Origin of the sequence: Winogradskyella pulchriflava, assembly GCF_042434315.1 — a bacterium.
Classification (GTDB): Bacteria; Bacteroidota; Bacteroidia; order Flavobacteriales; family Flavobacteriaceae; genus Winogradskyella; species Winogradskyella pulchriflava.
Genome location: NZ_JBHLTQ010000001.1, coordinates 136,020 through 161,852, shown reverse-complemented (window position 1 = coordinate 161,852; position 25,833 = coordinate 136,020). Strand labels below are relative to the sequence as shown.

The window sequence follows — 25,833 nt, the reverse complement described above, 5'->3', positions numbered from 1 at the left end:
CGTTTGAAGAGTATAGCAACACATAGAATTACCAAAGATCGATTTTTAGAGATAAGACATCACACAGAGCTTATCTGTAAGTCGTTAAAACCTGAAGATGTTTCAATACAACCCGTAGAATTTGTATCGCCACCCAAATGGCATTTGGCTCATTCCACTTGGTTTTTTGAACAGTTTGTTTTAACTAAATATAAAGCAAATTATAAGGTGTTTAACGAGGATTATGCTTACTATTTTAATAGTTATTATAATAATGTAGGTGAGCGGGTAATGAGAGCAAATCGAGGCACTATGACAAGACCTGCTTTAATAGATGTGCTTAATTATAGAACTTATGTTAATAACGAACTTGCAGAATTTATTTCAAAAGGAATTTCAGAAGACATTGCAGAGGTTATAGAAATAGGATTACAGCACGAGCAACAACACCAAGAACTTTTAATTTACGATATAAAATACATTTTTGGAAACCAACCTACATTTCCTGTTTTAGATTATAAAGTAGAATTAAAACCAGAAGATTGGAAACAAGAATTCATTAAAATAGAAGAAGGAGTTTATGAAATAGGCCATAAAGGTGAGGACTTTTGCTTCGATAATGAGTTAGGAAGACACAAGGTCTATCTTCATGATTATGAAATATCAAATCGTTTAGTTACCAATTCAGAATACATAGAATTCATTAATGCAGGTGGTTATAAGGATTTTAATTTGTGGCATGCTGAGGGTTGGGATTTTATAGAGAAAAACCAGTTAGAATCACCACTATATTGGCATAAAGTTAATCAGAAATGGATGCAATATACACTTCAAGGTTTAGTGGAAATTAAAGGCCACTTACCTGTTTGCCATATTAGTTTATACGAGGCTTTTGCTTTTGCACAATGGAAAGGTATGCGATTACCTACAGAGTTTGAATGGGAAATAGCATCTAACCAATTGAATTATGGGCAGCTTTGGGAATGGACCAATAGTGCATATTTACCATACCCTAATTACAAAAAAGTTGAAGGAGCACTTGGTGAGTACAACGGTAAATTTATGGTTAATCAAATGGTGCTCAGAGGAGGCTCCATTGCCACCTCCAAAAATCATTGCAGACCTACTTACAGAAATTTTTTTCAAGCTGAAATGCGTTGGCATTTTTCAGGAATAAGACTAGCAAAATAACATGAATAAAACCTTTGCACAAGATGTGCTAAAAGGCTTAACCGCCAAGAATAAATATCTGTCATCTAAATATTTTTATGATGATAATGGAAGTCGCATATTTCAAGAAATAATGAATATGCCAGAGTACTATCCAACAAATGCTGAGTTTGAGATTCTTTCAATGCAAACTAAACAAATTATTGAAGCGCTCAATTTTAATGGGCCATTTAATATTGTAGAATTGGGTGCAGGTGATGGTTTTAAAACTTTTAAGCCATTAGAGTTTTTAGTTAATAACAAGATAGATTTTCATTATATACCAATTGATATTTCGCAAGAGGCAATCGATATTCTTGTCAATCGTTTAAAAGAAAAACTACCAGACTTAAAAATTCATCCAAAAGTTGGTGATTATTTTGAGATATTAAAGGATAACAGAAAAAGCAATTATCCAAGTTTGTTGCTGTTTTTAGGCGGAAATATTGGAAATTATGTTGAAGATAAAGCTCAGGAATTATTAAACCTGTTCAATGCAAATATGAAAGTTGGTGATAAGCTTTTAATTGGTATAGATTTAAAAAAAAATCCTATTATAATACATAATGCCTATTACGACAAACATGGAATTACTAAACGGTTTAATCTCAACTTATTGCTTAGAATAAATAGAGAATTAGGGGCGGATTTTAAGATGGATGATTTCGATTTTTATTGTCATTACAATCCCATTACAGGTAATGTTAATAGCTATATTGTTAGTTTAACAAAACAAACGGTTTATATTAAAGCAATAGATAAAACCATTAATTTCGATTATAACGAATTAATATCTACAGAACTCTCTAAAAAATACAGTATGGATGAAATTAGTAACTTAGCTAAAGTTTCAAATTTTAAACTATTAACGAATTTTTTAGATTGTAAACACTATTTTACAGATAGTTTATGGGAAAAATTATAAAAGAACTAAAGACTTTATTATTAGAGTTAAAAACAACATATCTAATCAGAATATTTTACAGCACAGTTACATTATGAAAAACCCTAACCATATAATTACATTCTTATTATTAGCTCTACTAGTTAATGCTTGTGCTACTTCTAAAGCTCTGTATAAAGACGAAGCGGATAAAACTAATCAATTACCAAACAAAGAAATTGATAAAAAATTCTACTTATTGGGTGATGCTGGTAAATCTCCTTATGGAGGAATGTCTAAAGCACTAACAGCTTTTAACAACCACATAGCAAATCTAAATACCAAAGATGATTATGTAATTTTTTTAGGAGACAATATTTATCCGGCTGGTCTGCCAGCTAAAGATCAAAAAGGTAGAAAAGAAGCAGAAAATGCTTTAGATGGTCAAATAAAAGCGGTTGAAGGTTTTGATGGAGAAGTCCTGTTTATACCAGGTAACCACGATTGGTATGCTAATGGACTCAAAGGTTTAAAACGTGAAGAAAAATATATAGAAGATGCACTAGGTAAAGATGCTTATGAACCCGATAATGGTTGTCCTTTAGAAAGCATAGATGTCAGTGAAACCATACAGTTAATTGTTATTGATACACAATGGTATTTAGAAAATTGGAATAATCATCCAACCATCAATGATGAGTGCGAAATAAAAACAAGAGAACGTTTCTTTGAGGAATTAGAGGGTGAGCTTAAAAAAGCACAAAATAAAACCATAGTCTTTGCTATGCATCATCCCATGTACACAAACGGAGTTCATGGTGGACGTTATGCTGCTTCAAAACATTTGTTTCCTGGTCAGAAAAAAGTGCCAGTTCCTATTTTGGCATCACTTGTAACACAGATTAGAACTCAAGGAGGTGTCTCTATTCAAGATCGTTATAATGAGCGTTATAATAACTTAATGAATCGTTTAGAAACAATGACTCTAGATACAGAGAATGTTGTTTTTGTTTCTGGTCATGAGCATACACTTCAATATTTAGAAAAAGGAAAAATTAAACAAATTGTCTCTGGTTCTGGAGCTAAAGAGTCTTTTGCCGATTTAAGTAATACAGGTTTGTTTTCTTATGGAAAACAGGGCTTTGCAGAGCTAACTATTTACAAGGATGGCAGTAGTTGGGTAACTATTTATGGAGAAGAAAACGGAAAGCCAAAAGTGTTATTTGTAAAAGAAGTTTTTTCGCCAACTGAAAATTATGATTTATCACAATTGCCTGAGAGCTTCCCTAATGAAGTTGTTACATCGGTTTATACTGAAGAAGAAACAGACAAATCAAGTTTTTTTAAATCCATTTGGGGAGACCATTATAGAAAAGTGTATAGCACAAAAATCACGGCTAAGGTTGTAACTTTAGATACACTATACGGAGGTTTAGAAGTTGTAAGAGCGGGTGGTGGTCACCAAACACGTTCTTTAAGGTTAAAAACTAAAGACGGAAGAGAGTTAAATATGAGAGCACTAAGAAAAAGTGCAACTCAATATCTACAAGCTGTATTATTTAAAGATACCTACATTCAAGATGAATTTGAAAGAACTGCAGTAGAAAGTCTCATACTAGATTTCTATACAGCTGCACATCCATATGCGTTTATGGTTGTTCCAGATTTGTCTGATGCAGCAAAAATATACCATACCAATCCCAGAATTTTTTATGTTCCTAAGCACAAACATTTAGGAAAGTACAACAAAGATTATGGGAACGAACTTTATATGATAGAGGAGCGACCAGAAGAAAATTATACAGATGAGCGTAATTTTGGCTATGCAGATGATATTGAAAGCACGCATGATATTATTGAAAAAATACGTGAAGACGAAAAATATAAAATAGACGAAAATGCTTATGTAAGAGCACGTTTGTTTGATATGCTTATAGGAGACTGGGATCGTCATCAGGATCAATGGAGGTGGGCACAGTTTAATCAAGAAAATGGTGACAAATGGTACCGACCAATACCAAGGGATAGAGATCAGGTGTTTTCAAATTTTGATGGTGGTTTATTAGACGTCATGAAAGTTATTTCGGGTTCTACAAAACAACTTCAAGTCTATGATGATGAGTTACAAGACATCAAATGGATGAATGCTGCAGGAATAAAATTAGATCGTGTTTTAGTTCAGCAATCTACTAGAGAAAAATGGGTAGAGCACGCTAAGTTTTTGCAAGAAAACATTACTGATGAAGTTATTGAAAAAGCCTTTACCAAAGTACCAAAAGAGGTACAAGACGAAACCTTAGAGGAAATTAAAAATCACCTAAAAGGTAGAAGAGGTAATCTTGTAGATATAGCTAACAGATATTACGAATATTTAAATGAGTTAGTTATTCTTACTGGTACAGATAAGGATGATTATATTGAAGTAACACGAATTGGTGACAATGAAACTCATATTAAAATTTCCAGAATTAAAGATGGTGAAAAAGGAGAAGTCATTGTAGATAAAACGTTTAATAAAGCTACTACAAAAGAAATATGGATTTATGGTCTAGATGATAAAGATGTGTTTGAAGTAAAAGGTAAGGCTAATAATTTAATCTTTACAAGACTAATAGGTGGTCAAGATGAAGATACATATATCATAAATAGTGGTAGGAGAATTAAAGTTTACGATCATCAGAGTAAACCTAACATTGTAAAGGTTAATAAAGGTGGAACAATTAGGTTAACAGATGTTTATAATCATAATTTATTCGATTTTAAAAAGAACATAGTAAGCAATAGTGTTATAACACCAGCAATAGGGTTTAACCCAGATGATGGTGTGTCCTTAGGCTTATCTTTTGCGAAAACAAAAAATGGTTTTCAAAGAAATCCTTTCTCACAAGAACATAGATTTAGAGGAGGTTACTTTTTTGCAACAAAAGGATTTTCCATTAATTACGATGGTGAGTTTGCAAACATAAAAGACGATTGGAACTTACACATTGGTGGACGTATTACTTCAGAAAATTTTACCAATAACTTTTTTGGTTATGGAAATGAAACAAAGAACTTGGATGATGACCTAGACTTAGATTACAATAGGGTCAAGACAAGTATATATATGGCAAAAGCGGGCGTTCTAAAGAAAGGTAATTTTGGTAGTGATTATGGTTTTAGAACTATTTTTGAAGCTATAGAAATTGATAAAACTGACGATAGGTTTATTTCAGAATTTGCAGGTGCATCAGAGGGTTTTTATGATCGTCGCATATTTGGTGCAATTGAAGCTGAGTACACATACGAGAGTTTCGATAAAAAATTAAACCCAACAAGAGGAATGACGTTTTTACTAAACCTTGGTGTAAAAACAGAATTTAAAGACACTGAAAACACATATGGTTATATAAATTCTGATTTAGGATTTTACAACGCAATTTCGCGAAATAGAAAGCTGGTATTGAAAACGGATTTAAGAACCCAATTCAGAATAGGTGATGATTTTATTTTTTACCAAGCCTCGAATATTGGAGGTAGAAATGGTCTTAGAGGTTTTAGGACTGAACGATTTACAGGTAGAAATTCTTTAGTTGGTAGTTCTGATTTAAGATATAGTTTTGATTCGTTTAAAACTAATACTTTACCGCTTCAAATAGGTATTTTTACTGGTTTTGATGTGGGTAGAGTATGGATTGAAAATGACTCTTCAGACAAATGGCATAACGATTACGGAGGTGGTTTTTGGGTCACTGCTGCAGAATCACTTTCGGGCACTTTTAACTTTTTTAATAGTGTAGAAGGCTTAAGATTTTCTTTTGGTTTTGGTCTTAATTTTTAATTGATATCAAAAGTGTAAATATTACCACCTTCAATACCATCACGTTCGTCTGTAAGTATAACTTTAGAATTGGTTTTAAAACATATTCCTTCTTTTTGTGTGTTGTGTTTAAAAGGTAACTCTTCAATCTGTCCAGAGAAGAAATCGTCACTTTCAAACCCAGAAAGTTTCCACAGTTTATCATGGTTTAGTAATACAACAATATTGCCATCGCTACTGATATCTGCTGAGGTAATTTTATTGTTTTTGCCCTTAAGGTTAAAGTCCGAACGCAATACAGCTTCATGTGTTCCAATTTCATTAGGTACCTTAAGGACTATAAATTTTTTGGTCTCTTTGCTAATTATGTAGAAGAAGTTATTATAAAGAAAAAAAGCTTCAAAGTCCTTAGAATGGATGTCTTTTGGAAGTGTGAATTCAATAATTTCGGCAACAGCATTGGTTTTATTTAAGTCGTCATTTTTCACTTTCAAAATTCTAAATGTCTTTCTCTTTTTAGAATTGTTTCCAAAATCACCAATGTAGATGTTGCCTAATTTGTCACTGGTTAAATCTTCCCAATCTATGTTTTTTACATTGCTAATATCAACATTACGTTCTATATGACCTTTAAGATTTAGTCCAAAAAGGTTGTTGCTATTTCCAGCATCTTGTATTACCCAAACAATATCAGTGTTTAAATCTAATTCTGCCGCAGAAACTTCAGTTAAACTATTGGTTATGGACCCTTCGATTGTTAATAATCCTGGAGTTTGACATGCATTGAGAATAAGTATAATAATTATTAGTCTTTTGAAGTATATCATTGTAATTTTATCCTTTTAACCATTCACATTGAGTCAACGTAAAGATATTATAATTATTGGAGGCGGAGCAGCAGGTTTTTTTGCAGCCATTAATATTGCAGAACAAAATCCTGAACTTTCTGTTGCTATTTTAGAGCGTGGTAAAGAAGGTTTGCAAAAAGTAAAAATTTCTGGAGGTGGACGTTGTAATGTTACACATGCAGAGTTTATACCTTCAGAGTTGGTGTTGAATTACCCAAGGGGAGAAAAGGAGCTGCTAGGACCTTTTCATAGTTTTATGACAGGTGATACCATTGCGTGGTTTGAAGAGCGAGGAGTGGAGTTGAAAATTGAAGAAGATGGTAGAATGTTTCCGGTGTCTAACACATCTCAGACCATTATAGACTGCTTTTTATATGAAGCCCAAAAACATAATGTTGAGGTGCTTTATAACCATTCTGTAAAATCTATAGAATTATGTCATGCTGAGCTAGCTTGTACTGAGCGTAGTCGAAGTGAAGCATCTCAATTTAAAATAGAAACAAATCAAGGTACTTTAGGATGCAATAAAGTAGTTGTTGCAACAGGAAGCAACTCTAAAATTTGGAAACTTCTGGAAGACTTAGGTCATACCATTATACAGCCAGTTCCTTCCTTGTTTACCTTTGATATCAAAGACAAGCGAATTAAGGATATACCTGGAGTTGTGGCAAAAGATGTTGAGGTAAAAGTATTAGGAACTAATTTAGTTTCAGAAGGACCTTTGCTAATAACACATGTAGGTATGAGTGCGCCAGCCATATTAAAACTCTCAGCTTTTGGTGCAATAGAGTTGGCGGATTTTAATTATAATTTTAAAATCGAAGTCAATTTTATTAGCAAAGAATTTGAAGACTGTTTAGGGATGCTGAAAGATTTCAAACAAGAACTCGCTAGGAAAACTGTTGTAAATTCTACACAATTTGATTTACCAAAACGTCTTTGGAAACAATTGGTTTTAGCTTCAGATATCAATGACTCAGAACGTTGGGCAGATATTAATAAACAGCAATTAGAAAATTTGTCCGAGCAATTAACCAAAGCTGTTTTTCAAGTTACAGGGAAAAGTACATTTAAAGAAGAGTTTGTTACTGCAGGTGGTGTAGATTTAAAAGAGGTAAACTTTAAAACCTTTGAAAGTAAGCGCATCCCTAACCTGTATTTTGCAGGCGAAGTTATTAATGTAGATGCCGTTACAGGTGGCTTTAATTTTCAGAATGCTTGGACAGGAGCTTACATTGTATCACAATCTATTGCGTAATTATGAATACTTACATCGCACTTCTCAGAGGAATTAACGTTGGAGGTCACAAAAAAGTACCAATGGCAGAACTAAGAGAGTTATTAGCAAATTCTGGATTGAAAAATGTGCAAACCTATATCCAAAGCGGTAATGTTATCTTTCAATCTATGGTTGATGATGTAAACGCGTTAGAAAAAAGCATCAAGCAATCCATTTTTGACCATTTTGGATTTGATGTGTCTGTTTTAGTTAGAACCAGAATACAATTAAAAGCAATATTTGATACCTGTCCTTTTACAGAAGAGAAAAAAGTAAACAGTTATTTTGCTATGTTAACCGAAATTCCGAATAAGGATTTAGTTAAAGAAGCTTCAGAGAAAACCTATGAAAATGAAGAATATGCAATAGTCAATGATTGCATATATTTCTATTGTGATAAAGGTTATGGCAATGCAAAATTTAACCTCAATTTTTTTGAAAGAAAATTAAAGGTTGGTGCAACTTCAAGAAACTATAAAACAATGGTAAAACTATTATCTTTGTCCCAGACAAATGATTGAAATGACAGAACAAGACTTTATCCTCAAATCATACAATTCTAATATTGAAAATGGCTCTGTAAAATGGTCATCGCCAAGCAACATCGCTTTAGTGAAATATTGGGGAAAGAAGGAACATCAAATCCCTGAAAACCCATCGATAAGTTTTACGCTTTCTAATTGTAAAACAATAACAGAAGTAACCTACTCTAAAAAAGCAGGAAACGATTTTAGTTTCGATGTCTATTTTGAAGGGGAGAAAAATGAAGCCTTTAAACCAAAGATTCAAATCTTTTTTGAACGCATTGAAACGTATATGCCTTTTTTAAGGGATTATCATTTTAAAATAGAAACATCCAATACATTTCCGCACAGTTCTGGTATTGCATCATCTGCTTCAGGCATGAGTGCCATCGCCTTGTGTCTTATGAGTATTGAACAAAAATTGAAGGAAGATGTCACCTTGAGCGCAGTCGAAAGGTCATTTGATAAGAATTATTTCAACCAAAAAGCATCGTTCCTAGCACGTTTAGGTTCAGGTAGTGCTTGTCGTAGCATAGAAGGAGAACTTGTTGTTTGGGGAAAAAACGAAAGTACAGAAAGTTCTGATTTATACGGAGTAAAATTTGATGGCGAAGTGCATTCAAACTTTAAAAACTATCAAGACACCATTTTGTTAGTAGATAAAGGTGAAAAACAGGTGAGTAGTACAGTAGGTCATAAGCTCATGTTTGGTCATCCATTTGCGAAAGAACGTTTTGCACAAGCACATGATAATTTAGCTACGCTGAAAGCTATTTTGGCGTTTGGTGATTTAAAAGCATTTGTAAAAGTTGTTGAGAGCGAAGCCTTAACGCTTCATGCTATGATGATGACAAGCATGCCGTATTTTATTTTAATGAAACCTAATACGCTAGAAATTATCAATAAAATATGGCAGTACAGAGCAGAAAATGATTCTAATGTCTGTTTCACTTTAGATGCAGGAGCTAATGTTCATGTGTTATATCCAGAAAGAGAAAAGCAAAATATTTTAGAATTCATTAAAAGTGAATTGGTTAGCTATTGTCAAAACGGTCATTATATTTGCGACCAAATTGGCTTAGGAGCAAACCAAATAGGATTTTAATACGTATATTTGTTAAAGGAAACCACTTTAAATACATGAAAGGACCACTATTTTACTCTAAGATTCTTTTATTCGGTGAATACGGAATCATTAAAGACTCTAAAGGTTTATCCATTCCTTATAATTTTTACAATGGCGCTTTAAAAGTAGATGAGAATCCTACCCAAGAAGCCATAAAATCTAATAATAGCTTACAAGCCTTTGTAGATTATCTAAGAAATTTAGATAAGGAATTAGTCACCTTTGATATTGACACCTTACAAAAGGATGTTGATGCTGGTATGTATTTTGATTCTTCTATACCACAAGGTTATGGTGTTGGGAGTAGTGGAGCTTTAGTTGCTGCTATTTATGATAAGTATGCTTCTGATAAGATTACGGTTTTAGAGAATTTAACTCGAGAAAAACTGTTGAAATTGAAAGCAATTTTTTCTGAAATGGAATCGTTCTTTCATGGAAAATCTTCTGGTTTAGATCCTTTAAATAGTTATTTGAGCCTTCCTATTTTAATTAATTCTAAAGATAATATTGAAGCTACCGGAATTCCATCACAAAAAACAGAAGGAAAAGGAGCTGTATTTTTATTAGACAGTGGAATTGTTGGAGAAACTGCACCAATGGTAAGTATTTTCATGGAAAACATGAAGAATGAAGGTTTCCGTAGTATGCTTAAAGATCAGTTTATAAAACACACTGATGCTTGTGTAGATGATTTCTTAAAAGGAGATATAAAATCGTTATTTAAAAATACAAAGCAATTATCTAAAGTGGTATTAAATAACTTTAAGCCAATGATACCAAAGCAATTTCATGAACTTTGGAAAAAAGGTATTGAAACCAATGACTACTACTTAAAACTTTGTGGTTCTGGAGGTGGAGGTTATATATTAGGCTTTACTGAAAATATAGATAGAGCAAAAGAAGCTTTAAAAGCGCACAAGTTAGAAGTGGTTTATAATTTCTAGTTATTTATTCTGTCATACTGAGCACAGTCGAAGTGCTTGTATAGAATTTATCAAACTTTTATTCATGTTATCAAGACGGCAGAAACACATTCTTCTCAAATTTTTCAGCCTGTTTTCAGTAGTTAGAGGATATAATATACTTGTTATTGTCATTGCGCAGTATTTAGCATCTGTTTACATTTTTGCTCACGATAAACCTGTTAAGTCCGTACTATTAGATCTCAATCTTTTAATGTTAGTTTTGGCGTCTTCCGCAACAATTGCAGCAGGATATATTATCAATAATTTCTACGATTCGGAAAAAGATTTAATCAACAGACCACGAAAAACAATGCTCGATCGATTGGTAAGTCAAAACACCAAACTTTCGTTTTACTTTGTGTTGAACTTTTTGGCAGTTGTATTTGCCAGTTACGTGTCGTTTAAGGCTGTAATATTCTTTTCAATTTACATTTTCGCTATTTGGTTTTATTCGCATCGATTAAAGAAACAGCCAATGGTTGGTAACCTTATGTCTGCGGTACTGACAGTAACACCATTTTTTGCCATATTTATCTACTATCAAAATTTTGAGAAAGTCATATTTGCCCATGGACTTTTCTTATTCTTGTTAATATCGATACGAGAGTTAACAAAGGATTTAGAGAATATCAAAGGAGATTTGGCACTAAATTACAGAACAGTACCTGTTGTTTATGGTGAGAAAGTTTCAAAAGTAATACTTACCATAATTACGCTTGTGACGCTTATTGTGGCTGTTATTATTACACGCTTTTTTGAGATTGGGCACATGTATCTTTACTTTTATTTTAGTATTATATTACTTTTAATTTTTCAATACATTCTATGGAAATCAAATAAAAAGAACCACTACTTAATACTTCATAATATATTGAAGTTTATCATTGTGGCTGGAGTCTTTTCCATTTTGTTAATAGATGTTTCTATTGTTTTAAATCGCATATAATTAGATGTATTTTAAAAACTTTCGCTCCAGTTTACAAACTCAATGGCATAATAGGTTATGAGTTAAGGTTAAGGTATATTTGCAAAAAAAAAAGAAAGAAACATGAGCAGACATCAAGATAGCAAGGGAAAAGGAAAAGCTTCAGGAAGAGGAAATGCTAATAGTAAAACAAAAAGTTTTGCTAGAGGAAATGCTCCATTCAAGAAAAAAGCAGCACCAAAGAAAGCATCAAACCCAGATGAGATTCGTTTAAACAAATATATTGCCAACTCTGGTATATGCTCTCGTAGAGAAGCTGATGAGAATATAGCTATAGGTTTGGTTACAGTAAATGGTACTGTTGTTACCGAAATGGGTTATAAAGTTAAACTTAACGACGAAGTAAAGTTTGATGGCAGACGTATAAATCCAGAGCCTAAGGTCTATGTTTTGTTAAATAAGCCAAAAGGTTTTGCAACAACAACAGCAGAAGGAAAAGGTAGAACTGTTATGGATTTAGTGGCTAATGCAACCAATGCAAACATTAAGCCAATAGGGCGTTTAGGTAGGAATTCAGTAGGATTGTTATTGTTTACTAATGACGATAAAGTAGCACAAAAATTCACAAATTCTAAAAGTGGAGTAGCACGACTATTTCAAATAGAATTAGATAAAAACTTAAAATTTGAAGATCTTAAAAAGATTCAAGAAGGTTTTAAGGTTGATGGGAAATTAATCACTGTTGAAGAGATAAGTTATATTGAAGGTGAGTCTAAGAATAAGGTGGGTATAAAAATCAAGAATACAGGTAATACCATTTTAAGAACCATTTTTGACCATCTTAAATACAATCTTGTAAAAATTGACTGTGTAGCTATTGCGCATCTTACCAAAAAGGACATTCCTCGTGGCCATTGGAAGCATTTAACGCAACAAGAGATTAACACTTTGAAGATGCTTTAGTCCTTCTAAGGTTTTTAGAAAACTATACCGTTTGTCGAATAAATAGTGCATTTAATCGACTATCTCGTTTTTTTTTCTATATTGCCCTCCCAAATTAAAATAACCTACTTATGAAACATGTAAAACACTTACTTGTGCTTTTGCTATTAATAAACTGTACAACAGACTCTGCTGAAACAGAAAATACTCCAGAGCTTTCAATTGTGAGTAATGCAACGCAAAACTGCATAGACGATTTGCCAAAAGTAAGGCTAACCAATAATGGTACGCATAGTTTTGAGTTCTTAATTTATGGAGAGGATTATACCCTTTTACATTCACAAAATATTTCAACAGCTACAAATAGTGGTTGGGTAGAGCTTTCAGAAAATGATGTTTTGGTTGTTGCCAGCAATAATCTTGTATATGGGCAAAAAAGACCATTAAATCTTGATCTTTGTGATAATCTTGAGTTAGAAATTGACGCTAACAATATCTTATTGATTTCAGGAGAATAGCCTAAAGATTACATTACTTTGTAACTTCAATTGTATAGGTGGAGATTAAGTCTTCACCTATATAAAAATGAACATCATAAAACCCAGTTTTGTCAAATTGGTGTTCAATGGTCAATAATTGCGCGTTGACTACTTTTGATGTTGGTTGTACTTTCTTTTGATTATAACCATTATCAATTAAGAAGTGAATTTTAGCATCTTCAACAGACGTTTTAATTTCATATTGAAACATTATTTTTTCAAATGTTTTAAGCTGATGATGAAATTGCTTAGGTAATTTATGCGCTTCAAGATTTTTATAGGCTTTGCCATATATAATAGGAGCATCAAGAAAATCATTAAAACTTGGAACTGTATCTTCTAAAAGCCACCATTTGCTTTCATTTGGAAAATGGTTAATAGCAAACAATTTTGGGTTGGTTAAAAAAAAGCCATCGTTGTACTGAAATGTAAACCTATTACTTTTAGGATCTGGTATGCCACTTGCCCAAGTTGGGTCGCTTAAATACCACTTATTGTTGAGTTTAATGGCATTCCATGAATGGTTAGGAAGCGTTAATCCTTCAATATCGGTTGTGCTTACTCTACCATAGCCTTGTATTATCTCACATTCTAAGTTGGCAAATTCAGTTAATTTTTTCACTAAGTAGGCATAGCCAGTGCATATAGTGCGTTTGTGTTTTGTTAGCTTTTTGAAAAGCCTTTTTCTAAAGGCACTGTTCCATGCTTTAAACTTTACACTGTCGTTTATAAAACGCTCTCGCTTGTATTTGTTTTTAAGGTATAAGCCATAATCATTCTTAATGTTTGCGCAAACCCATCTGTAAATAGATCTGTAGCGTTCAACATCTGTGGTTAAGTGATTGGTAAGTTTATAAGAAAGCTCAGGCAGATTGCTTAAATCTTCATTGCCATAAGACAAGGCAATACTATCTGCTTTTTTAAAATCGATATGATCAAAGTCTGAAATTTGTGCATGCAATTGGCAAGCCAAAAAGAGAAGTAGTATATATTGAAACGATTTCAAACTTTAATATTAGGGCAATCTGTTGCTTTGAGCACAATAAACTTGGTCTATTGCGCTCAAAATAACAGCTTAGGTTTTAGTTCTTCTTGCGTTTAGACTTATAGGGTTTACCAGAATCCAAGGCGCCAATCATCTCAATTAAATCTTCGGTAAGTACAATTTCTATAAAGGTTGTGCCTTCTTCAATTTTTACTTTTTGAGTTTCAAAACCTAAATAACTGATTAGTAATACGTCGCCAGTTTTTAGCTTAACAGGAAAAGTAAACTCACCTTTTTCATTGGTAACGGTGCCATTTCTTGAGGCTTCATGTACAACGTTAACGCCATCAAGAGGTCCTTTTTCATCACTAATAACACCTTTTACAGTGCGCTCATTTAGAGTGGTTTCTGTGGTTTTGGTTTGCCCATAAGCAGAATTAAATGTAAATAAAACAACCATTAAAACACCTATAAATGCTAAGGGTTTAAAAGACTGTCTTTGTGTAAATAATTGTGTTTTCATAATGTTTGTGTTTTGTTTACATCTAAGCTATGCGCTTTTGCTAAAGATATAAAATTGACTTGAGTTATCTTAATACTTGGGTGAGTAAAGTGTTGGTTTTAATTAGTGATGGGTAAAAGCCTTTGCATAAACAGCAATTGCTAAAAGCGGATTACTGTATGATGCAAACGTTGTTTTTAAATTAGCTTAAAATTGCTTGTTTTTTAACTCAGTTCTTTGTTGGCTGTAGTTTTTATTTTATTCTGATTATTTCGTCCACAGTTCTACACCAATCAATAATTTCTCCAGTTTTATTAAATTCAAAATGATAGTTTACGGTTTTTTCTGAATGCTTTTCATAGATATTCACGAAAATTCGTTCAGTTCCGTTTTCTTCTTTATTTGGTGGTGTAATGAATAACTTAGGGTAATTTCCTTTTCCATTTTTCTTTACTTTAAACTTCGTCTTGTCCAAATTTGAAAAATCAAGTTCAAATAGGTTTGAATCAACTTGCATTTGATTCTCAATATATGATTCAATCACTTTAAATTGGTCGTTGCTTATCCAAGTAATGTTATTCAAACAATTAGGCGTAGTGAATGTGTTATGTAAAGAGAAAACACCTGTGTGAAATTCAGTTGCGTATTTATATACTTTTACTTTCTTTTTTGTTGGAAAAGAATCAATAAGTGTTGACTCATAGAAGTCAAACGCAATTTGTTCATAAAATGGAAATTCAGTTTGAGATATTCCAATTCCGCATTTGAGTATTAAAATCAGAAGTATAATTTTCTTCAAAAATCAATAGTTTTATTCAGTTAATGACGTTTCTTTTATTACAGTCAACTAGTTATATCCCTAACAAATATATGGTTTTACACCTAAATTTCAGATGATACAACAAGGCTTAGGCTATTTATTGATCTTTAATTTTTGTAAACCTTTAAGCCCTTCAATATTACGTTTCAATACTTTCTGTACGTCTTCGGTTTCTATATGTCCTAAAATTCCCCATGGACCATGATATCCTTCATCAAGTAAATGTTTCATCATTTTATATTCAAAATCTCCATCGCCAATAGTAAGAATTTGTGGCCCATCTTTTTTAACTCCGTTTAAGTTAACATGCGTTAAATAAGGTGTCATCTTTTTAGCAATCTCAGGAAATTCATCTAAATAATCATGAGCATGATGAAAGTTATACACTATCTTTAGAGAATTATCTTCCATGGTTTCAATAATCTCTATTTGGTTGTATGGGTTGCCAAACCAACCATGGTGGTTATAAAGCGCAATATTACAGCCTATTTCTTCAGCTTTGGCTTTTATAAACTTAATGTATTCAATAGCTAGGTTTAAAGATTGCTCTTGCGATAACCCTTCAAAATAATTATCGCTAAAACTAAGCCATATTTCGGGTTTGTATTCAACCTCTTTAAGTGTGCTGAGCATTTTTTGATTGAGCGGACTTAATTTGCCTATACTATCCCTTTTGGCATTGAGCCATAGAAATATGGAGGTAATTTCAATATTGTTTTCCTTAGCAAGTTTGAATTCCTCACTCATTTCCTGTAAATGCTTTTCGCGCCAATTATAACCATATTTGGTAAAACCCATTTCTTTGAGCATAGCCATACGCTCTCTAGGTGAGCGTTCTAAAGCATCAAATGGCACAATACACCAAGGAGTAATGTCTGCAGTATTTATAGTGTTTTTTGCCTCGTTTGAACACGAGTAATAGATTGTGAAGAGCAAAAGTATAATTGTAAACGTACTTAGGTTTTTCATTTTTTTAATCACTTTGTATTAAAATTAATCAAACTCGCTATTTAATTTACTGTATAAATAGGTTTGTTTTAATTGAATTTAAAAGAATGAAAACAAAACATTATAATTAATGAATTTTAACAAGTTGGTAATGAGTGCTTTACTGTTGTAATTGATAATTGAAAAAAAAATAAAAAAAAGTTTTACGAATTAAAAAATAAATTACATTTGCTATGCTTTTTAGCTGAACATATTGAAAACTGTTTTTACGTTCGGGCTTTTGAAAATTAGGAAGTCATATTCAAAAGCTGCTTATAAGATGAGTAACCGAATTTTAGAGCTAACTTCCGCTTCTGCAATTGCTGCTAGCCAGCACATTTATGGTTTTGTGCCTACTACACAGAGTCAAATTCAGGTATGATATAACGTAAACTTAACTTTATAATACGCTTATATTTTATTAATTTATACTGAATTTTTACTCATAAATAATGAATACTAAATACATTGATCTTATAGATCAATCCTTTCACTTTCCTCAAGACGAATTTAATCTAGAGGACAAAAACTTGCAATTTCATGGTGTGGATCTTATGGAACTTGTTGAAGAATATGGTGCACCTTTAAAATTCACCTATTTGCCACAAATTTCTAACAATATACAACGCGCTAAAACTTGGTTTGCAGAAGCATTTGAAAAATATAATTACAAAGGCAACTATAACTATTGCTACTGTACTAAGAGTTCTCATTTTAAGCATGTCTTAGATGAAGCGTTAACCAATGATATCCATATCGAAACGTCTTCGGCATTTGATATTGATATTGTAAAAAACCTAAAGAAAGAAGGTAAAATTACGGACAAAACCTATGTGTTAAGCAACGGTTTTAAACGTGAGCAGTACATTACTAATATTGCTGAGTTGATTAATAGTGGACATAAAAACTGCATTCCTATCATAGATAACTATGAGGAGATCGACTTACTTTCTGAAGAGATTAAAGGAAAGTTTAAAGTAGGTATTAGAATTGCTTCTGAAGAAGAACCAAAATTTGAATTCTATACATCTCGATTAGGTATTGGCTACAAGAATATTGTGCCATTTTATAAAAACCAGATTCAGAACAATAAAAAAGTAGAACTAAAAATGCTTCACTTTTTTATTAATACTGGGATTAGAGATAATGCTTATTACTGGAACGAGTTAACGAAGTGTTTAAAGGTTTATACCGCTTTAAAGAAAATATGTCCAACTTTAGATAGCTTAAACATTGGAGGTGGATTTCCAATAAAAAACTCATTGGCTTTCGATTTTGATTATGCCTATATGGTAGATGAAATCGTTAACCAAATTAAAACAGTTTGTGAAGAAGAGGAAGTAGATACTCCTCATATTTTTACTGAGTTTGGAAGTTTTACCGTTGGTGAAAGTGGAGGTGCTATCTATAAGGTGCTTTATCAAAAGCAGCAAAATGATAGAGAAAAATGGAATATGATTAATTCCTCTTTCATTACAACCTTGCCAGATACTTGGGCAATAAACAAGCGATTTGTAATGTTGCCAATTAACCGTTGGTATGATAGTTACGAGCGTGTTTTACTTGGAGGTTTAACCTGTGATAGTGATGATTACTATAATAGCGAGCAACATGTTAATGCTATCTATTTACCAAAATACAATAAAGAAAAACCATTGTACATAGGCTTTTTTAATACTGGTGCATATCAAGAAACCATTGGAGGTTTCGGAGGATTGCAACACTGTTTAATTCCTTCGCCTAAGCATATATTAATTCAAAGAGATGAAGAAGGTAACATCTCTAAACAAATATTTAGTGAACAACAAAAAAGTGAAGACTTACTTAAAATTTTAGGTTATGCAAACTAAAACTTATGCTGGTATTCCAGAAGAAAACGCAAAATTAGAAGCGTCTAAGATTGTTTTAATTCCAGTACCTTATGATGGTACAAGTACATGGCAAAAGGGTGCTGATAAAGGGCCAGATGCTTTTTTAAATGCTTCAGAAAATATGGAGCTTTATGATATAGAAACAGATACCGAAGTGTATAAACAAGGTATCTATTTAGCTGATGCTGTAACTGAAAGTAGTTCGCCAGAAGCTATGGTTGAAGCGGTTCATCAAGCAACAAAAAAGTACATTAAAAAAAATAAGTTTGTAACTATTTTTGGAGGTGAACACTCTATTTCTATAGGCACTATAAGAGCGTTTAACGAAATGTACGACGACATTACGGTACTTCAATTAGATGCGCATGCTGATTTACGTGAGTCTTACGAAGGATCAAAATGCAACCATGCTTGTGCAGTTTATGAAGCGAGCCAAACCACTAACTTAATTCAAGTAGGTATTCGTTCTATGGATGCCATTGAAAAAACGGTGATGGATGAGGATAAAACTTATTTTGCTCACGAAATGGCACAAGACGATTCTTGGGTAGATTCTGCTATAGACCAAATGACGGATAACGTATTTATTACTATAGATTTAGATGCCTTTGATCCATCGATTATGCCTAGTACTGGCACACCAGAACCAGGAGGTTTATTTTGGTATGAGACTTTAGATTTCTTAAAACAAGTATTTGAAGAAAAGAATGTTGTTGGCTTTGATATTGTAGAATTATGTCCAAACCCTAATGAAAAATCTTCAGACTTTTTAGCAGCTAAGTTGTATTATAAGATGTTAAGTTATAAGTTTCAAGGAGAGGATATTGATGATGATTTTGAAAGTAATTTTAATGATTCTTCAAATGGTGTAAATAAATTTTCTAAATTTAATGACCAAGATGACTACTAAAGGCAATATATCACAGTTTATAGAGAAGTATTATTTGCACTTTAATGCAGCAGCATTAGTTGATGCAGCAAAAGGCTATGAAGATCAATTAAACTCTGGTGCTAAAATGTTAGTATCTCTTGCTGGAGCAATGAGTACTGCAGAGTTAGGAAAGATTTTTGCCGAAATGATTCGTCAAGATAAAGTTCAGATTATATCTTGTACAGGTGCAAACCTTGAAGAGGATATTATGAATTTGGTAGCACATAGTCATTACAAGCGTGTGCCAAATTATCGCGATTTAACTCCTCAAGATGAATGGGATTTGTTAGAAAAAGGTTTAAACCGTGTTACGGATACTTGTATTCCAGAGGAAGAAGCTTTTAGACGTATTCAAGAGCATATTGTTAAAATATGGAAAGATGCCGAAGCTAAAGGGGAACGTTATTTGCCACATGAGTATATGTATAAGTTGTTACTTTCTGGTGTTTTAGAAGAGCATTACGAAATAGATTTAAAAGACTCTTGGATGTATGCAGCGGCAGAAAAAAACCTTCCAATTGTTTGTCCTGGATGGGAAGACAGTACTATGGGTAATATTTTTGCAAGCTACGTGTTAAAAGGTGAATTGCAGGCAAGTACCATGAAATCTGGTATTGAGTATATGACCTTTTTAGCAGATTGGTACACAGACAATTCAGAAAATGGTATTGGATTTTTTCAAATTGGTGGAGGAATAGCAGGAGATTTTCCAATTTGTGTCGTACCTATGCTGTATCAAGATATGGAGCGCACAGATACACCATTTTGGAGCTATTTCTGTCAGATTAGTGATAGCACAACGAGCTACGGATCCTATTCAGGTGCAGTGCCAAATGAAAAAATTACTTGGGGAAAATTAGATATTAATACACCTAAATTTATCATTGAAAGTGATGCTACTATCGTGGCACCTTTAATTTTTGCTTATCTTTTAGATATGTAATGGAAGAACTTAAAATTGAAAATATAGAATTAAGTTACCTAACGGTTGATGATTTTGAAGAATTAAAATCAGCAACCTTAGAAGCTTATGGTGGAGTTCTAAATTCCTACTGGAAAAAGGAACACATTGCGCGTTTAACATCTATTTTTTCTGAAGGTCAAGTAGTAATTAGAATAGATGGTCAGCTGGCTGGTTGCGCCTTATCTTTAATTGTAGATTATGATAAGATAGATGATAACCATACGTATGCAGACATAATTGAGGGCGATAAATTTAAAAATCATGATCCTGAGGGCGATGTGCTCTATGGAATCGATGTGTTTATTAAACCAGAATTTAGAGGCTTACGTTTGGGTCGTCGATTATATGATTACCGCAAAGAATTATGCGAAAACTTAAATTTAAAAGGAATAGTATTTGGTGGTAGAATGCCAAATTATCATAAATATAAAGATCAGTATTCTCCAAAAGAGTATATACAAAAGGTTAAGCATAAAGAAATTCATGATCCGGTTTTAAACTTTCAAACGTCTAATGATTTTCACCCAATTAGAATTATAAAAGGGTATTTAGAAGGTGATTCGGCTTCTAGTGAATATGCTGTTTTAATGGAATGGGATAATATTTATTATACCAAACCTAATAAAAAAGCAAGTAGCGTAAAAACAATAGTGCGTCTAGGTTTAATTCAATGGCAAATGCGACCATATAGTGGATTAGATGATTTAATGCAACAAGTTGAATATTTTGTAGATAGTGTTTCTGCGTATCGCTCTGATTTTGCTGTGTTTCCAGAATTTTTTAATGCTCCTTTAATGGCAAAGTTTAATCACATGCACGAGCCTCAAGCCATTAGAGAATTAGCAGGTTATACACAAACTATAGTAGAAAAGTTGCAACAGTTGTCAATCTCGTATAACATTAATATAATATCTGGAAGTATGCCAGAAGTTGTAGACGATGTACTTTATAACGTAGGTTATTTATGCAGAAGAGATGGAAGCCTAGAACGATATGAGAAAATTCACGTTACGCCAGATGAAGCTAAAGTTTGGGGCATGCAAAAAGGAAGTCAATTAAAAACCTTTGAAACTGATTGCGGAAAAATAGGTATACTAATTTGTTACGATTCAGAATTTCCGGAGTTGTCTAGATTATTATCAGATGAAGGTATGGATATTTTATTTGTACCTTTCTTAACTGATACTCAAAATGGCTATTCTCGCGTGAGATTATGTGCACAAGCACGTGCAATAGAAAATGAATGTTATGTGGCTATTGCAGGTAGTGTAGGTAATCTGCCAAATGTAAATAACATGGATATTCAATATGCACAGTCTGCTGTATTTACTCCATGCGACTTTTCATTTCCAAGTAATGGTATAAAGGCAGAGGCAACAACAAATACGGAAATGATATTAGTTGCTGATGTAGATTTAAGCCTTTTAAGAGAATTACACTCCTTTGGAGCTGTAAAAAATTTAAAGGACAGAAGAAAAGATTTTTATAATGTTATACGTGTAAAACAATAAATAGTATATTTAAAAAAAATTGCTCCAATAGTTTTTAAAAAATGAATAAAAAAGACGCACACCTAAAACGAGTAATCGTTGATTTTAAAAAATTAACACCAGAAATTTTGGCACTTTTGGTTGAAAAGTATCCAGATGGCTACGATGATGACCAAATTATTTCTTTTAGAAATGCTAAGAACGAACTAGTTGAAGCTGTAGAAGTAACCACAGAAGACACTAAGTACTTAGTTAAGGTAAGTACGAAATTGGCTGTTACTATGGAAAATTATGATGAAGATGATTATGAAGATTTTGATGATGATGATCCAGATGCAGTACAAGATCCAGATCTTCAGGCAGATGAAGATGTGGATGATTTAGACTAATTTTTTTAATGCAATATTCAATAATATTTTGTAATTTACTGTATACTAAAAAGTTGTAAATCTTTAATGATTATATTATGGAAACATCATTTCATATGTCATTACCTTGTTTAAGTATAAAAGAAACGCAAGACTTTTACATAAACAATATTGGTGCTTCCTTAGGAAGAACTGCAGAAAATTGGGTAGATATTAATTTGTTTGGTCATCAACTAACTTTTATTAAAGCCGAAAAATTTAATTTCAATAGCCCTAACTATGTTTTTGAAGGTAAAATATTGCCATCATTTCATTTTGGTGTCATTGTGGATATTGATAATTGGGGAGACATCTATACAAAGCTTAGCAAACAAAACCTAGAAGTCGTTACACAAACCACTTTTTTACAAGATAAAACAGGAGAACATTTGTCATTTTTCATTAACGATCCTAATGATTATATGCTAGAGTTTAAGAGTTTTAAAGAATCTAAAGACATGTTTAAGATATAATGTTTGCTGTTGTTGCTTACCAAGTAGCAAACACTATCAACATAAAATCTAGCAAACAACAACTACAATATGAGTTGCTGTTTCAAGATAGTGACGAACTTTTTTACGCTATTTTACAAGATAAATACATCTATATATTTCATTATGGTATGGTTAGCTTTTTTAATATGGCTAATGATGAAATAGAAAAAGCCATAGAACTTTTAAAACCGTTTTGTGATAGCTATTTAACTGAGAGAAACTCTGAGGAAGTTACAGTAAAAGTGCAACCTAATACGCTGGAGGTTAATTTTGAAAGTGTAGTACTTCCGGATTTAAACAGCGAAATGATTAGGTTGGTGATGTTAAATGCATCGCAATCCGTTGCGCTAAACAGATATTCTGAAATTACCGAAGAGCTCTTAATAGAAACCAATGAGCATACGAAGTATCTTGAGAATAAAGGAAAGTTAGATATTTCAGGAAATAAACTTAAACGTTTTATAGGTAAGATTTTAAATATAAAAAACAAGATTTCTGAGAATTTATACATTTTTGATTCTCCAGAAATAACATGGGAAGACGAACAATTAAATAAACTCAATCAAGAACTCAAAAAGACCTTCGATTTAAAAGATCGATATCACTTAATTCATGATAGAATTGAAATTATAAAAGAGAATTTAGAACTCTTCAAAGACATCATGGATCATAGAGAAAGCAGCCGATTAGAATGGATTATCATTATTTTAATCTTAGTAGAAGTTGTAGATATGTTTCTTCTAAAACTATTTTAGGCAAAAAGTAAATACTTCAAAATAAACCACAGTAATTATAACCAGAGGTTATAATCTAAAAGAATTTGGGCTTGAGGTGGCAAAATCCCAAAACAAATACAAATTCAATACGTTTTAAAAATTTAAATAAAATGAAAACAAAGCAGTTCATTTCTGTATTTGTGCTTTCAATTGTAGTATTTAGCGCAAATGCATTATTAGGTAATAAAGAAAAACTACAAGATAAAGATATCGTAACAGTTGTTGGTGTTTTTGATGGCTATGATGCAGATGATGGGTATTCTTTTTTAATTAAGAGCGATGATGACGAAGAAGATGGTGAAGAGACTATATATTTTTCTGAAATATCTGATGCAGCATTAAAATCAGTAAACCTTCAATCTGATGAATTCATTGGAAAAAAATTCGAAATCACTTACGAAGTTACCGAATTCGAAGAAGAAGATGAGGACGGTTATGTAGATACTTTTGAAAAGTTAAAGATAATTAAGATTAAGAAATTATAATCAAAGTTAAATCAAGACCGTCAATTTATTGATGGTCTTTTTTTTTGAAATAGTTCCCAGAAAAATACAGAATATACGATACCATATTCTAAAATAATCAACCATGGATTTTCACTGTTAGAAGCATTAGAATATGCTAAATAGCTAAGAACCACAACTAAGCTCCAAACCAAAGGAAACCTATAATTTGTAAATATGCATAGCATCACCAAAGTAGCAATGTACCATGGGTGAACCGTTGTGCTCAGAAACAAATAGCATGAAAACGCTAATAGGATGGAAGTTGTTAGTTCTGGAATAGTCGTATTCTTTTTTAAGAACGAAAACCCTAAAATAATGAGTAATGAAATTACAGGAAGTATTTTCCCAATAACGGCAATTTCATTAAACCCAGTAATGGCATAGCCAATAGCTCTGGCGAGATAGTAAATGCTTGCGTTAAATTCAAAATTACCAAACCAAAGTCCAACAGTTTCCGAATAATTAGTAACAAATTCCATAGAGAAAAATGGAAGGAAAAGCAATATGGTGATAATGCCAACAATTATGTAAAATTTGAATAAAGTTGTCATGCTGAGCTCAGTAGAAGCATCTTTTCTTTCCGTAGTAAACCACCAAAAAAACAATGGCAAGAACATCAAAGGAATAAGCTTCACTGAAATAGAGCAAGCCAACACAACAGCAGCCCATTTCCATTTGCCAGAATGTAATAAATAGAGACTCCAAACTAGAAAGAAAATCATAACACCTTCAAAATGGATATTGCCTGTCAATTCTATAATAATAAACGGATTTAAAATGTACCAAAAGATTCTATTTGAAGGCAATTTAAGACGCTCTAAAAGCTTTTTACCAAAATAAAGCGTTCCTATATCAGCTGCTATAATTAGTAAGCGCATGCCTATTACAGAGCTTAAAATGCTTTTACCAGGAAACAGATTGGCCAACACAAAACACAATTGATTTAGAGGTGGGTAATTGGTATAGTGAGATGCACTTAGCGCTCCCATGCCTTCATACAATTCTACTTGATTTGGAAAGTTGGAAAGCATACCCATTTCCATTTGAAAATCTGGTGTGGTTAAGTATGGGTTAAAACCGGCTAAAATCATTTGCCCATCCCAAATGAAGCGGTAAAAATCCTGTGATAAATTAGGAATAGCAAACAAAAACAACAATCGAAATAGAATAGCAGCAATCACCAACAGTCTAAAACTTGTGCTGCGTGTAGTCGAAGTATAAAAACCAGTCGTTTTTATAATTTGAAATGCAAAAACAAAAAGCCCAGCGTAAAGTAATAAGAGTTTTGTAACATCTGTTCGCACTAAATCATAGGCAAACGACAAATAAAAAATACTGCTCAATACAATGAATAGTAGCGGTGTTTTATGGTATTTTATGAAGTTGGTTAGTCCAAGCATAAAGCCAAAGATAGAATGTTTAAATAAAAAATATGTGTTAAATAATTTTATTAGTAAGGAATCCTAACTATATTTGTATTGCAATAATGCAGTAACTTAAAATTTAGTACAATGAGCAAATCAATTTTTTATCATGCAGGATGTTCTGTTTGTGTAAGCGCAGAACATGATATCGTTAATTTAGTTGGCAAAGACAATGTTGAAGTGGTTAATATTGGTGAAGCTACCAATAGAATACCTGAAGCAGAACAAGCAGGAGTTAAATCTGTTCCAGCTTTGGTTGCGCCAAACGGAAATGTACTTCACATTAATTTCGGTGCTTCAATGGAAGATGTGAAAGGTTAATTTTTTTAATTTAAAAAGTTAGGAATCCTAATAGTAATAAATAATAGAGAACAATGAAAGTTTCAGTTTGGGATACGTATGTATCTAGGGAAGATGGTAAACAAATGCATTTTGACATTTTAGTACCAAGTGATTTAAAAGACGAAAACACCATTTTTAATTTCGGTAAGTCTTATTTAAAAAGTAAACCTTTTGCAACTAAAGGTTTAACCTCAAAAGAGTGTAGATTTTGTCATGTGGAACAGGCTTCAGAGTCTATTGAGGAAGCCATTAGATCTAAGGGCTATTATATAATTGAAATGGAAAATTGTAATTAATATAATTAGGATTGCTAACT

General features: G+C 32.4%; 26 protein-coding genes. 20 read left to right on the top strand and 6 right to left on the bottom strand.

Annotation, left to right across the window (positions count from 1 at the left end; translation table 11 throughout):
• Nucleotides 1-3 precede the first annotated feature (3 nt).
• From egtB to ACFFGA_RS00725, 3 genes are all read left to right on the top strand, one after another.
• The gene (gene egtB / locus ACFFGA_RS00735; protein ID WP_386058219.1) at nt 4-1,170 is read left to right on the top strand and encodes an ergothioneine biosynthesis protein EgtB; all 1,167 of its coding nucleotides are present in this window, start codon (nt 4-6) and stop codon (nt 1,168-1,170) included.
• A gap of 1 nt (nt 1,171) precedes the next feature.
• Nucleotides 1,172-2,113: an L-histidine N(alpha)-methyltransferase gene (locus ACFFGA_RS00730; RefSeq protein ID WP_386058216.1), complete on the top strand. Its 942-nt coding sequence runs from the start codon at nt 1,172-1,174 to the stop codon at nt 2,111-2,113.
• Nucleotides 2,114-2,186: 73 nt separating this feature from the next.
• Nucleotides 2,187-5,891, top strand: coding sequence for a metallophosphoesterase (locus tag ACFFGA_RS00725; RefSeq protein WP_386058213.1), 3,705 nt, complete (start codon nt 2,187-2,189; stop codon nt 5,889-5,891).
• On the opposite strand, the gene ACFFGA_RS00720 is transcribed toward ACFFGA_RS00725, so the two are convergent.
• Entirely contained in the window at nt 5,888-6,697 is an 810-nt protein-coding gene (locus tag ACFFGA_RS00720) for a hypothetical protein (protein ID WP_386058210.1), read from the bottom strand. The genes ACFFGA_RS00725 and ACFFGA_RS00720 overlap by 4 nt on opposite strands.
• Nucleotides 6,698-6,725: 28 nt before the next feature.
• On the opposite strand from ACFFGA_RS00720, the gene ACFFGA_RS00715 reads away from it, so the two are divergent.
• The 7 genes from ACFFGA_RS00715 (at nt 6,726) to ACFFGA_RS00685 (ending at nt 12,997) form a co-directional block, all read left to right on the top strand.
• Nucleotides 6,726-7,976 (top strand): BaiN/RdsA family NAD(P)/FAD-dependent oxidoreductase, encoded by a 1,251-nt coding sequence (locus tag ACFFGA_RS00715; protein WP_386058207.1) that lies wholly within the window; start codon nt 6,726-6,728, stop codon nt 7,974-7,976.
• Between the two features lie 2 nt (nt 7,977-7,978).
• Nucleotides 7,979-8,518: a DUF1697 domain-containing protein gene (locus ACFFGA_RS00710; RefSeq protein ID WP_386058204.1), complete on the top strand. Its 540-nt coding sequence runs from the start codon at nt 7,979-7,981 to the stop codon at nt 8,516-8,518.
• Nucleotide 8,519: 1 nt separating this feature from the next.
• Nucleotides 8,520-9,626 (top strand): diphosphomevalonate decarboxylase, encoded by a 1,107-nt coding sequence (locus ACFFGA_RS00705; RefSeq protein WP_386058201.1) that lies wholly within the window; start codon nt 8,520-8,522, stop codon nt 9,624-9,626.
• Nucleotides 9,627-9,661: 35 nt separating this feature from the next.
• Nucleotides 9,662-10,591, top strand: a complete 930-nt coding sequence (locus ACFFGA_RS00700; protein WP_386058199.1) for a mevalonate kinase family protein — start codon at nt 9,662-9,664, stop codon at nt 10,589-10,591.
• Between the two features lie 64 nt (nt 10,592-10,655).
• Nucleotides 10,656-11,558, top strand: a complete 903-nt coding sequence (locus tag ACFFGA_RS00695; RefSeq protein WP_386058196.1) for a geranylgeranylglycerol-phosphate geranylgeranyltransferase — start codon at nt 10,656-10,658, stop codon at nt 11,556-11,558.
• A gap of 102 nt (nt 11,559-11,660) precedes the next feature.
• Nucleotides 11,661-12,500, top strand: coding sequence for a pseudouridine synthase (locus tag ACFFGA_RS00690; protein WP_386058193.1), 840 nt, complete (start codon nt 11,661-11,663; stop codon nt 12,498-12,500).
• A gap of 110 nt (nt 12,501-12,610) precedes the next feature.
• Nucleotides 12,611-12,997 carry a hypothetical protein gene (locus tag ACFFGA_RS00685; protein WP_386058190.1) on the top strand — a complete coding sequence of 129 codons (387 nt, stop codon included), beginning with the start codon at nt 12,611-12,613 and terminating at the stop codon, nt 12,995-12,997.
• 13 nt (nt 12,998-13,010) lie between these two features.
• Here ACFFGA_RS00685 and ACFFGA_RS00680 read toward each other — a convergent pair whose 3' ends face one another.
• The 4 genes from ACFFGA_RS00680 to ACFFGA_RS00665 all read right to left on the bottom strand — a co-directional run bounded on the left by ACFFGA_RS00680 (nt 13,011) and on the right by ACFFGA_RS00665 (nt 16,294).
• Entirely contained in the window at nt 13,011-14,024 is a 1,014-nt protein-coding gene (locus tag ACFFGA_RS00680) for a transglutaminase domain-containing protein (RefSeq protein WP_386058187.1), read from the bottom strand.
• A gap of 76 nt (nt 14,025-14,100) precedes the next feature.
• Nucleotides 14,101-14,526, bottom strand: a complete 426-nt coding sequence (locus ACFFGA_RS00675) for a carboxypeptidase-like regulatory domain-containing protein (RefSeq protein ID WP_386058185.1) — start codon at nt 14,524-14,526, stop codon at nt 14,101-14,103.
• A gap of 232 nt (nt 14,527-14,758) precedes the next feature.
• Complete coding sequence (locus tag ACFFGA_RS00670; protein ID WP_386058182.1) at nt 14,759-15,304, bottom strand: hypothetical protein; 546 nt, start codon at nt 15,302-15,304, stop codon at nt 14,759-14,761.
• A 114-nt stretch (nt 15,305-15,418) separates the two neighbouring features.
• Nucleotides 15,419-16,294, bottom strand: a complete 876-nt coding sequence (locus tag ACFFGA_RS00665) for a sugar phosphate isomerase/epimerase family protein (RefSeq protein WP_386058180.1) — start codon at nt 16,292-16,294, stop codon at nt 15,419-15,421.
• A 470-nt stretch (nt 16,295-16,764) separates the two neighbouring features.
• On the opposite strand from ACFFGA_RS00665, the gene ACFFGA_RS00660 reads away from it, so the two are divergent.
• The 8 genes from ACFFGA_RS00660 to ACFFGA_RS00625 all read left to right on the top strand — a co-directional run bounded on the left by ACFFGA_RS00660 (nt 16,765) and on the right by ACFFGA_RS00625 (nt 23,730).
• The gene (locus ACFFGA_RS00660; protein WP_386058177.1) at nt 16,765-18,162 is read left to right on the top strand and encodes a type III PLP-dependent enzyme domain-containing protein; all 1,398 of its coding nucleotides are present in this window, start codon (nt 16,765-16,767) and stop codon (nt 18,160-18,162) included.
• Nucleotides 18,152-19,093, top strand: a complete 942-nt coding sequence (gene speB, locus ACFFGA_RS00655) for an agmatinase (RefSeq protein ID WP_386058175.1) — start codon at nt 18,152-18,154, stop codon at nt 19,091-19,093. Before ACFFGA_RS00660 ends, speB begins: the two co-directional genes overlap by 11 nt.
• Nucleotides 19,083-20,057, top strand: a complete 975-nt coding sequence (locus ACFFGA_RS00650) for a deoxyhypusine synthase family protein (RefSeq protein ID WP_386058172.1) — start codon at nt 19,083-19,085, stop codon at nt 20,055-20,057. Before speB ends, ACFFGA_RS00650 begins: the two co-directional genes overlap by 11 nt.
• Nucleotides 20,057-21,589 carry a carbon-nitrogen hydrolase family protein gene (locus tag ACFFGA_RS00645; protein WP_386058169.1) on the top strand — a complete coding sequence of 511 codons (1,533 nt, stop codon included), beginning with the start codon at nt 20,057-20,059 and terminating at the stop codon, nt 21,587-21,589. Before ACFFGA_RS00650 ends, ACFFGA_RS00645 begins: the two co-directional genes overlap by 1 nt.
• Nucleotides 21,590-21,630: 41 nt before the next feature.
• On the top strand, nt 21,631-21,957 hold the full coding sequence (locus tag ACFFGA_RS00640) for a hypothetical protein (RefSeq protein WP_386058167.1): 327 nt from the start codon (nt 21,631-21,633) through the stop codon (nt 21,955-21,957).
• Nucleotides 21,958-22,034: 77 nt separating this feature from the next.
• A complete protein-coding gene (locus ACFFGA_RS00635; RefSeq protein ID WP_386058164.1) occupies nt 22,035-22,448 on the top strand; it encodes a VOC family protein in 414 nt (137 codons plus the stop codon).
• Entirely contained in the window at nt 22,448-23,224 is a 777-nt protein-coding gene (locus tag ACFFGA_RS00630) for an RMD1 family protein (protein WP_386058161.1), read from the top strand. The genes ACFFGA_RS00635 and ACFFGA_RS00630 overlap by 1 nt, the downstream gene beginning before the upstream one ends.
• A gap of 131 nt (nt 23,225-23,355) precedes the next feature.
• Nucleotides 23,356-23,730 (top strand): hypothetical protein, encoded by a 375-nt coding sequence (locus tag ACFFGA_RS00625; RefSeq protein ID WP_386058158.1) that lies wholly within the window; start codon nt 23,356-23,358, stop codon nt 23,728-23,730.
• 20 nt (nt 23,731-23,750) lie between these two features.
• On the opposite strand, the gene ACFFGA_RS00620 is transcribed toward ACFFGA_RS00625, so the two are convergent.
• Entirely contained in the window at nt 23,751-25,151 is a 1,401-nt protein-coding gene (locus ACFFGA_RS00620) for an MptA/MptB family glycosyltransferase (RefSeq protein ID WP_386058151.1), read from the bottom strand.
• A gap of 111 nt (nt 25,152-25,262) precedes the next feature.
• Here ACFFGA_RS00620 and ACFFGA_RS00615 point away from each other — a divergent pair, with 111 nt between their 5' ends.
• Nucleotides 25,263-25,496: a thioredoxin family protein gene (locus ACFFGA_RS00615; RefSeq protein WP_386058149.1), complete on the top strand. Its 234-nt coding sequence runs from the start codon at nt 25,263-25,265 to the stop codon at nt 25,494-25,496.
• A gap of 53 nt (nt 25,497-25,549) precedes the next feature.
• Complete coding sequence (locus ACFFGA_RS00610) at nt 25,550-25,813, top strand: DUF2024 family protein (RefSeq protein ID WP_386058146.1); 264 nt, start codon at nt 25,550-25,552, stop codon at nt 25,811-25,813.
• The last annotated feature ends 20 nt before the right edge of the window (nt 25,814-25,833 follow it).

Bases quoted from the DNA above. Each gene is read 5' to 3' on its own strand.
- ACFFGA_RS00730 (WP_386058216.1), top strand. From the start codon at position 1,172: ATGAATAAAACCTTTGCACAAGATGTGCTAAAAGGCTTAACCGCCAAG.
- ACFFGA_RS00725 (WP_386058213.1), top strand. From the start codon at position 2,187: ATGAAAAACCCTAACCATATAATTACATTCTTATTATTAGCTCTACTA.
- ACFFGA_RS00720 (WP_386058210.1), bottom strand. From the start codon at position 6,697: ATGATATACTTCAAAAGACTAATAATTATTATACTTATTCTCAATGCA.
- ACFFGA_RS00710 (WP_386058204.1), top strand. From the start codon at position 7,979: ATGAATACTTACATCGCACTTCTCAGAGGAATTAACGTTGGAGGTCAC.
- ACFFGA_RS00705 (WP_386058201.1), top strand. From the start codon at position 8,520: ATGACAGAACAAGACTTTATCCTCAAATCATACAATTCTAATATTGAA.
- ACFFGA_RS00700 (WP_386058199.1), top strand. From the start codon at position 9,662: ATGAAAGGACCACTATTTTACTCTAAGATTCTTTTATTCGGTGAATAC.
- ACFFGA_RS00695 (WP_386058196.1), top strand. From the start codon at position 10,656: ATGTTATCAAGACGGCAGAAACACATTCTTCTCAAATTTTTCAGCCTG.
- ACFFGA_RS00690 (WP_386058193.1), top strand. From the start codon at position 11,661: ATGAGCAGACATCAAGATAGCAAGGGAAAAGGAAAAGCTTCAGGAAGA.
- ACFFGA_RS00685 (WP_386058190.1), top strand. From the start codon at position 12,611: ATGAAACATGTAAAACACTTACTTGTGCTTTTGCTATTAATAAACTGT.
- ACFFGA_RS00675 (WP_386058185.1), bottom strand. From the start codon at position 14,526: ATGAAAACACAATTATTTACACAAAGACAGTCTTTTAAACCCTTAGCA.
- ACFFGA_RS00665 (WP_386058180.1), bottom strand. From the start codon at position 16,294: ATGAAAAACCTAAGTACGTTTACAATTATACTTTTGCTCTTCACAATC.
- ACFFGA_RS00660 (WP_386058177.1), top strand. From the start codon at position 16,765: ATGAATACTAAATACATTGATCTTATAGATCAATCCTTTCACTTTCCT.
- speB (WP_386058175.1), top strand. From the start codon at position 18,152: ATGCAAACTAAAACTTATGCTGGTATTCCAGAAGAAAACGCAAAATTA.
- ACFFGA_RS00650 (WP_386058172.1), top strand. From the start codon at position 19,083: ATGACTACTAAAGGCAATATATCACAGTTTATAGAGAAGTATTATTTG.
- ACFFGA_RS00645 (WP_386058169.1), top strand. From the start codon at position 20,057: ATGGAAGAACTTAAAATTGAAAATATAGAATTAAGTTACCTAACGGTT.
- ACFFGA_RS00640 (WP_386058167.1), top strand. From the start codon at position 21,631: ATGAATAAAAAAGACGCACACCTAAAACGAGTAATCGTTGATTTTAAA.
- ACFFGA_RS00635 (WP_386058164.1), top strand. From the start codon at position 22,035: ATGGAAACATCATTTCATATGTCATTACCTTGTTTAAGTATAAAAGAA.
- ACFFGA_RS00630 (WP_386058161.1), top strand. From the start codon at position 22,448: ATGTTTGCTGTTGTTGCTTACCAAGTAGCAAACACTATCAACATAAAA.
- ACFFGA_RS00625 (WP_386058158.1), top strand. From the start codon at position 23,356: ATGAAAACAAAGCAGTTCATTTCTGTATTTGTGCTTTCAATTGTAGTA.
- ACFFGA_RS00620 (WP_386058151.1), bottom strand. From the start codon at position 25,151: ATGCTTGGACTAACCAACTTCATAAAATACCATAAAACACCGCTACTA.
- ACFFGA_RS00615 (WP_386058149.1), top strand. From the start codon at position 25,263: ATGAGCAAATCAATTTTTTATCATGCAGGATGTTCTGTTTGTGTAAGC.
- ACFFGA_RS00610 (WP_386058146.1), top strand. From the start codon at position 25,550: ATGAAAGTTTCAGTTTGGGATACGTATGTATCTAGGGAAGATGGTAAA.